4 protein-coding genes and 3 pseudogenes are annotated in these 8,370 nt (G+C 43.4%); 4 read left to right on the top strand and 3 right to left on the bottom strand.

Annotated elements, in window-relative coordinates; genetic code table 11:
* Window positions 1-96: 96 nt before the first annotated feature.
* From QUA20_RS30940 to QUA20_RS32240, 3 genes and pseudogenes are all read left to right on the top strand, one after another.
* Complete coding sequence (locus tag QUA20_RS30940; RefSeq protein WP_333194119.1) at window positions 97-282, top strand: helix-turn-helix domain-containing protein; 186 nt, start codon at window positions 97-99, stop codon at window positions 280-282.
* Window positions 283-777: 495 nt separating this feature from the next.
* Window positions 778-1,980, top strand: a pseudogene (locus QUA20_RS30935) (IS4 family transposase).
* Window positions 1,981-2,146: 166 nt separating this feature from the next.
* Window positions 2,147-2,267: pseudogene (locus tag QUA20_RS32240) on the top strand (transposase); the annotation flags it as partial.
* A gap of 335 nt (window positions 2,268-2,602) precedes the next feature.
* Here the strand turns inward: QUA20_RS32240 and QUA20_RS32235 are convergent.
* Entirely contained in the window at window positions 2,603-2,782 is a 180-nt protein-coding gene (locus QUA20_RS32235; protein ID WP_445304736.1) for a transposase, read from the bottom strand.
* Window positions 2,783-3,647: 865 nt separating this feature from the next.
* On the opposite strand from QUA20_RS32235, the gene QUA20_RS30925 reads away from it, so the two are divergent.
* On the top strand, window positions 3,648-4,727 hold the full coding sequence (locus QUA20_RS30925; protein WP_333194118.1) for a transposase: 1,080 nt from the start codon (window positions 3,648-3,650) through the stop codon (window positions 4,725-4,727).
* A 420-nt stretch (window positions 4,728-5,147) separates the two neighbouring features.
* Here QUA20_RS30925 and QUA20_RS30920 read toward each other — a convergent pair whose 3' ends face one another.
* Together QUA20_RS30920 and QUA20_RS30915 are read right to left on the bottom strand one after the other, a co-directional pair.
* Window positions 5,148-7,478, bottom strand: coding sequence for an FUSC family protein (locus tag QUA20_RS30920; protein WP_333194116.1), 2,331 nt, complete (start codon window positions 7,476-7,478; stop codon window positions 5,148-5,150).
* 99 nt (window positions 7,479-7,577) lie between these two features.
* Window positions 7,578-8,268 (bottom strand): annotated as a pseudogene (locus QUA20_RS30915) (IS1 family transposase).
* Window positions 8,269-8,370 lie beyond the last annotated feature (102 nt).

Raw genomic sequence — 8,370 nt, 5'->3', positions numbered from 1 at the left:
AAGCTTGCACACGCTCCGCGTTCAAACCAGTCAAAGTCTTTCTCTGTCAAGGTTTTAGGCTTTTTCGGCAAGCCCTAATTAACTAATCGACAAAAAATTCAGGCACTTTATTGGTTAAAAGCTGGATATAGTCCAAGCCTTACATATGTAGCAGAACCTTTAGGGGTACATAGGATAACTGTAAATAGATGGTTAAAACAATATAGTGTTGGCGGTCTGCCCGCACTGCTAAAAACAGGAAAATCAACTGGTAGACATCGAGTAATTCCTCAAGCTGTATAATAGCTAGATTATCAGATAAATTAAGTCAGGAATCATGTAAATTTAAAAGTTATAAAAAAATTGCAATTTGGTAGAAGATAAATATCAAATATTAGTCAAATATCAAACATTACACAAGCAATTATACTATCGGATGAAAGCTAAGTTAAAAGTACCAAGACGTGCGATCATCAAAAAAGATAAGGCGGCGGAAATAGAGTTTAAAAAAAACTAAAAAACATACTAAAAGTCGCTTGGTGGCTGGAGTCTATAAGCCCAAAACCAGCAGAAAATGGGCTGAAATATTGGTGTCAAGATGAAACAATAATCGGGTTAAAAACAATTAAAGGCAAAAAAAATCCAGCTTTGGGAGTTAAACCAATAGGTAAAGTTCAAGGGAATTTTAAAGCCTACTCTCAAGGGGTGACAAGGGGGCTGCAAAGCAGGGAGAATAAGGGTTGAAGTCAACCGCGACCCGAAAAAATCGGGGGTCGCTACGACCCCCAACCAAAATATATGCTTCCTCAATTCTACCAAAAAGTCTTCGATACACATCTGACTCCTAGCCAATATCTAACGCTACAGTTGTTAGTGTTAATGTTACAAAGCTATCGAGATGTCAGTTTATCGACTTTAGCCAACCGGTTTCCACAACCGATTAAATATGAAAGTCGAGTCAGAAACCTGCAACGTTTTTTAGATTTGCCTGAGCTAACGGCTAAGCTGTTGTGGTTTCCCCTCATCAAGCACTTACTAAAACAAGAATTTCGCCACCAACCGACCAACCGAGAACAACGAAGACAGACTAAGAAATTCCAGCTTATTCATCAGGGACACTTGTTCTTGATTATCGATCGGACGCAATGGCAAGAGCGGAATCTAATCGTGTTAAGTTTAGCTTGGGGGAAGCACGCAATTCCCGTTTATTGGGAAATCTTACCCAAAAAGGGGAACAGTAGGAAAGCGCGAGCAAAAAAAAGTTTTAACTCCTGTTTTGCGACTGTTGAAGCCTTATCCCGTTCTGGTCTTAGCCGATCGATCGAGAATTTCACAGCGTTCAACTGGCTTACTGGCTCAGGCAAAGGAAAGTAGACTTTGCCTTGCGACAGAAAAAAAGCACTTGTATTGCCGATGATGATGCGGTTTATCGAGCGCTCAAGGACTTAGAGATTAAACCAGGAAAATCTCGATTTTATGCTAACATTTATTGTAGGAAAGCTCATCAGCTTGGAGACTTTAATTTAGCGGCATACTGGAAACGAAAATATCGAGGTAGAGGTGGAAAAGAACCTTGGTATATTCTGACCAGTTTGAAAAGTTTACCTCGGACTCTCTCCGTTTATGCCGCTCGATGGGGCATCGAAACAATGTTCCGAGATTTGAAAACTGGAGGCTATAATCTCGAAAATACAAAAGTTAATGAGCGCCGCTTAATGGCGCTTATTTTGCTCATTTCTATCGCTTATACTCTGGCGACTTTTCAGGGTGCTTCTTTACAACCTCTTGCCGTCACCGATTATATTTGTCGTCCCACGCTCAGCGGGACGTTCAACAGAGCGCTATAGCACTTTTTGGATGGGATTACACGCTCCCGATTGGGGTCAATCTTTCCAAAATTGGTCGGATTTAGCCTTGACTCTGATGAATCTCAAACCTCACAAACGCCTCTATTTTCAACGAGGGCTTCACGCTCTATCCCTGATCCAGAGTACCTTGTAGCCTTGTTGTCACCCCTTGAGAAGCCTACTATTTATATGGTGCAGTTGCGCCACAAACAGGAGAAAGTTTTTGGTTAGAGTTTTCACATTTAGATGGTATGTGCTTTCAACTGTTCTGAGATCAACTAGCCGAGAAATATCCCGCTCATTTAGATGTTGTCCCATTGGATAATGGAAAGTTCCATCACAGTAGTAGGCTAAAAATACCAGATAATATTCTACTAATTTTTCAACCACCATACAGCCCTGAATTGAATCCAATTGAGAGAATATGGTCACACATAAAACAAGAACTGAGTTGGGAAATCTCTGAAATTCTAGATGGTCTTAAAGAAAAAGTTGGCGCTTTTCTGGGGAAACTTTCTACAGAAGAAATAGCATCTATAGCCGGATGGGACTACATTTTATCAGCTTGGGATGCTGTTGCATATTTTTGGAGAAGTGGGATAAGTTCAGAGCAACTGCAATTATTTGATCGATCGTGGACGTGGTAGTTGGAGCGAATATAAGCAAAAAATATTTTAGTTGCGACCACCAAATTTCTATTGGGTTAAAATCAGGAGAGTATGGGGATAAACAAATAATACTTGCTCCTCAAGATTCACTCATTGGCTTGATTGATGCTAATTTATGGGCGGTAAATTATCCATTACTACTACCGCTCCTTCCCATAATTGAGGACATAAAAAATGCTGAATAAATACGGCAAATGCTCGTCCATCCATTGAATCATTCATTGTCATCACTGCTAGCACTTTTTTCATACTAATTGCGCCAATAGCTGTGAATAAGTTCCCCTCGATAAAATGGTTTAATTTCGGCCAACTCTTGTTCCAGACGGAGAACGAGAATGAGTCTTGTTCAAACCCAATAGAATACCTGTTTCATCCAAAAACACGCTTGTTTTCTGGCTTGATATCCTTGATTGTCTCCCAATACTCCACTCTCAATTTTTGGAGTCAATAGTCGCAGCTTGGCTACTGTACCATGCTTTTTTTTGCGATTTAGCTCTAATTTTTGTAAGTAACGACACATGGCTGCCCGACTCACCCTATTTCCGGTTTTTTGTGCAAATAATTCACACAACTCTACCAAAGTGGCATCGGGATGCTCTGCGACTAGCGCTTTGACTTCTTCAGATTTAGAAGTCAGATGACGCTCATTGCGGTTTTCCCCTTTGTTTAGATTGTAAAGAACCCTCAGTTTGTTGTTGCTTGACCAGTTTTTGAACTAGAGTTTTACGCTCCATTAAATTGGTCGGCTACTTTCCTCGCTTGACATTTTTTCTACTAAATATGCTGTCACTATTTTTTTTAGGAGATCGAGTGAATAGGCTTTCCGACGCTTTGATTACACAATAAGCTGTTGCACATTTAAACTGTGATACACCCATTCCCCTTGTTTTTGATTTTTCGACCCCATTTAATAATTAACTCTCCTTCATTTAATTGGAGTTTAGACTAAACGGTGCTTCACGCACCCAAGCCGCTCAATCATGTAAGACAGACAAATGAGCTGCGTTGAGTGCGAATTCCGTTTCCTTGGTTCGTCTCCCGTTTGACGGGCAGGGTAAAATAGCTTGCCAAAAAAACTGCCTGCGATTGATTCAACAGGCAGCACCTTGACAGAAAATTGAGAATTCACCAAAAAATCTCAAATCTGCCTGCAATGAATTTTCAACAATTACAGCTATTTCGTCAACAAGCTTATCAATGCCTTGGTCTTGCCAAGGATGCCACCTTTGAACTAGCAGATGCAGCGATGACGACGCGCCACGTTTCATGTTTAGCAGATTTGGCTCTCAATCCCTTATTTCGGCGTCAGTGGTCAAGTATTTATGAAGCGCTACAAGATTGTAGACCAGACCCAGAACAATTGATGCAACTATACATCAAACAGATGTCACAAGTGGAACGCCCGGTATTAGCTATAGACCATACAGCATGGTTGAGACCCCATGCAGCTACCCTCAAAGAGCGCACCTATGAACATCAACCCAATGCCTCGCCTCACGGCGTACCTGTTGGTATCGGTCAAGGATATAGTACGATTGCCTGGATACCTTCATCTCAAGAAAGTTGGGCGCTGCCGTTGCGACATGAACGTATTACCAGTTGGGAAAATCCGATAGGTAAAGGCGCTCAACAACTAGGACAAGTATGTCAATCCCTTGAGCATCGACCACTAGCCCTGTTCGATAGTGAATATGGGTGTGCGACTTTGTTAGAAGCAACCGCAACCATTGATGCTGATAAACTGATGCGCATTCGTTCCAATCGTTGCTTGTGGTCAGCACCTCCACCTTATACTGGTAAAGGACGACCAAAAACTCACGGGGACAAATTTAAACTTAACGACCCTAAAAGTTGGTGGAAACCAGAACAAACTTTCTTAACCCAGGAACTCAAAAGGGGTCGAATCAGGCTAAGACAATGGGATAAGTTGCATTTTCGAGCCACTGCCCAATATCCGATGAGCCTGATTTTAGTAGAACGCTTAGAAGCTGAAACAGACCAATTAAAAACTCAACCTTTGTGGTTAGTTTGGGTCGGTTGCCAAATGCCACCTCTGAATGAAATTTGGCAACAATATCTACGTCGTTTTGCGATTGAGCATTGGTATCGCTTAGCTAAGCAAACCTTGCATTGGACAATTCCACAGTTAAGTACCCCGCTCGCAGTGTCAACGGTGGAGCGATTTGATGCCATTGCTCACCTGGCAATTATGGCTAGCGAAAGATTTGGTTAGAGAAACTTGCTTACCTTGGCAAAAACCGCTCTCTCAATTGACGCCGGGAAGGGTCGCACAATCAATGCTTCCACTTTTAATCAAGATTGGGACTCCGGCTGTTGCCCCCAAACCGCGAGGAAAGTCGGCCGGATGGCCTACCGGAAAACCTCGGACTCGAAGATGTCGGTATCCTGTGGTTAAAAAGGGTAAAGGTCAGTTCCAAAATTCATCAAAATTCACAAGTTAACCTCTCCATCTCTCTGCGATCAACCATCTGATCAACCATTTTTTCCCCTCAGCATTAGCTGGGTCAATTTGTGCTTAGTCTAAACTCCAAATACTTATTCATCCTCCAAAAATGATAGCACCCAACGAATACGCACCCAGACCTAAAATCCCGATCGCTCTCCACCTCAGCCAGTCCATAAACACCTTTTATCAGCGTTTGCTAGAACTAGATACTGGTTGTACTCTCTCATTCAAAGATTTTTGCAGACGATCGATCGCACAATGCATACATTTCATTTCATGGGCAATTCGATCTAGTTGTGTAGAAACAGGAGTTTGTTCTCGAACAGCTTGCCTCGTTGACGTTACAGAACTTGGATTTGTAGCCAACTCTGATATCCTAGTGAGATGTAACTGTTCAATATCGTTGTGAATTGCTTCGATATAAATATCTAGCCTCGGTAAAGCTAGAGGTGGGTGTCCCTGTTCCAGCGCATTTGCTAAGTTCTCTAAAATTTGGACAATCGCATCGGTAAATCGTTGGAAATCTGCAAATTGGTACTCTCCGCTAAATTTCTGCTGATGTTCTGCTAGGGTTGTAACTGAGCTGAAAAAAGCACGAATGTAAAGTATTAGCATCGCGATCGGCTCTACTTCTCCTCGAACGTGACGGGGTTCGCTGAATAACCTTTGAGCCGCAGCAGCAGCATTTGCATTCTCTAATGCCGCTTGATGACGCAGGTTTCTGATAGTTTCAGTAGAGCACTTTTGTTCTGGGTTGATATAACTAGCTGCAACCTGTTGAAAGTACGCGAGATTAGAGCGAATAGTTGTTGTTAGTTGTGCTGGAAGTTGCGATCGCTCCCAACTGGGGAATAACAAATAGCTGCCGAGTAATGCTAAAATGCCTCCAATTAAGCTATCGACAATGCGTAATACTCCAATCTCCCAGCCGCCTTTACTCGTCATATTCAGTAGCAATATGACTACGGGAGTGAGGAGAGTGATAAAGATGCCGTAGCTTAGCGATCGCACCGACATAGCAGTGACTAAGAGTATCAGAAGACAGACTAATATTGCCACTGGATTGTGGATAAGTATGACCAGGCAAATGCCAAAGATGCCCCCTAATGTGGTTCCAATCACCCGTTGCACAGTTGTCTGAGAAGTACCGCCAAAGTTCGGCTTTAGGGCAACTAAAGCAGTGAGTGTTACCCAATAGCCTGTGGGTACTTGCAATAGCAAGGCTACTAATTGGGCAGTTGTTACTATTAGCGCCAGCCGCAAAGCGTGACGAAAAATAACAGAATTAAACGTGAGATTGTTCCGCAGCGTGTCAATAATTGAAGAACGCTGTGGCTGTATCGGGGGATAAATGTTTAGCTGGGCGATGCTGCGCCTTTCTCCCCGTTGTAAATCTGTGGCAATTTCCGCATCGGTATGAATTTGTTCTGCTAGGGCTTTGAGACTAGCTACAATCTTGCCAATACTTACTAAGTCAGCAAAGTCATCTGCGTGAGCCAAACTAGCGTGATTCAGGACTTGAGAGTGTATGACTTGCCATTGGTATTCTAGTGCCTCGATCGCCCGATCTAGATCTCCCAAGCGAACAAGGTTCTTTTCTTTGGCGAGGGATTCTGACAAGATTTGCAAAGCCGTTGCCGATGCTTCTAGCACTTGCTGAATTTCTCTGTGCAACTGCTGGAATAAGGGACGAGTGGATGCGATCGCTAACAGTTCCACCAGTGCTACAACAGAATTGGTAATTTGGTTGACATCCTCAATTAAGACGAGTAACTGATTGCCCCGCAAGTCAGCAGTTTCTCTGCCCGTCCACACAGCACCCCAAACACTCCGCGCAGAGGTCAAATCTTGTATTACGCTGTCTTGACCTTGTAAGAATTGCTCTCCCCACTTCTGACGCTCCTCCAGAGTTAATGGTATCTCGCTTGCCATTCGCAAAAATTTGCTCAATGTGGCATAACAACTGCTGGCTGCCTCGATCGCAGGTGTATAAGGGCGTAGCACCCACAATCCTAGAGATAACACCATCGCCCAGACACCTCCAGCTAGGCACAGCGCGCATTGAAGAAAAACAGTAGATAAATCTGGGAACGAAGCGAATTTTGCTAGCGAGACGATAAACATAGTTGATGTAACCAGGCTAACCGTCGCGGCGATCGTACCAAACAGACCAGCTAAGCCAGCGATGAACATCACTAAGAACGTGGCTGGAATAGCTAGCCACAGGGTACTACTAACCAGATTCGCCATTAGCAAGGCGACAGTAACGCCAATGGTTGCTGCGAGCATGACAGTGGCTTTTTGGCGATAGGCTCCACCCGTATCGACCATCCCAACAAACATGGCTCCCATCACCGCGATCGTACTTGCAGCAGGATGACCTGTAATGAAGCCAACTGCAATGGGCCCGCTCACTGCCAAAAGGGTACGCAAGCCGTAGAGGATGTCAGGTTTACCGGGCTTGAGCTGAAACTGCTGCAACAGCCAGTTGAGAGATTGTCGATCGCCAGATGGCATTACTAGGCTACCTCTTTAAATTAAATTAACTGGTTTCCGCTTAATCCTGATACAAGTTATGATACAAAAAAGTTTGGCGTTACTGAATGATGCCATGAATCATTGAGGAATCGGCACATCCCAGAAGTTGAGGTAGTGTAGCAACAATCTGATCGAGTTTCTCAGCATTTCCTCTGACGCATGAATAACAAAGTGTCTTGCGATGCAGTCGGGCTTGCGTAATGTCGTAACCGTGTGTTTTCACCTTCTACCCTAGTCATGTAAGTCTTGCTAATAATCCGATCTCCATCTGGAATAAATCCTGGATAGACGGGCGGGCCGTCCGTGACATAAAAATAACAATTCCATGTTGCTACAAGCTCCCACAAGGGGGCAAAGGTCTTCCCACGCTCGGTCGCCCAAAACCCACCCTAAGATTCCTGGCTTAAAGTGGTCTACTGCTGTCGACAACCAGATTTTTTTTTACCCTACAAAGGTTTCTAGTTCATCCAACTCCCCCACTTCTGGAGTGGTCTCTGGGTCATAGGCGAAGGGTAAGCGTTCTCCTACTTGTCTGACCCAATTAATCACGGTGGTGTGATGGACTCCTGTGACGATCTCAATACCTCGAAATCCCATGCCGTTGACATACATTTTCAAACATTGCGCTTTAATTTCATCTGAGTATCCTTTGGAGATTGTCTAAACATCAATAAACTGACGATGACAATCCACACAAATATGATGAGTGCTTCCCTCTCATCTTGCCATTTTTACGGATATGGCTGGAGCCACATTGAGGACATTTCATTAGATTTGGCCTCACTCAATTCATAGGGTGCATCTCACTTTTGCGAATGTGTCAAAAAAAAGTTAAAATGAAAAAGCTAGTAAAATCGTCAAATAAAGATGA

Origin of the sequence: Microcoleus sp. Pol7_A1, from assembly GCF_036701085.1 — a bacterium.
Lineage (GTDB): Bacteria > Cyanobacteriota > Cyanobacteriia > Cyanobacteriales > Microcoleaceae > Microcoleus > Microcoleus asticus.
This window is presented reverse-complemented; position numbering and strand designations above follow the sequence as displayed.

Coding starts and splice junctions, on each gene's coding strand:
- QUA20_RS30925 (WP_333194118.1), top strand. CDS start 3,648: ATGAATTTTCAACAATTACAGCTATTTCGTCAACAAGCTTATCAATGC.
- QUA20_RS30920 (WP_333194116.1), bottom strand. CDS start 7,478: ATGCCATCTGGCGATCGACAATCTCTCAACTGGCTGTTGCAGCAGTTT.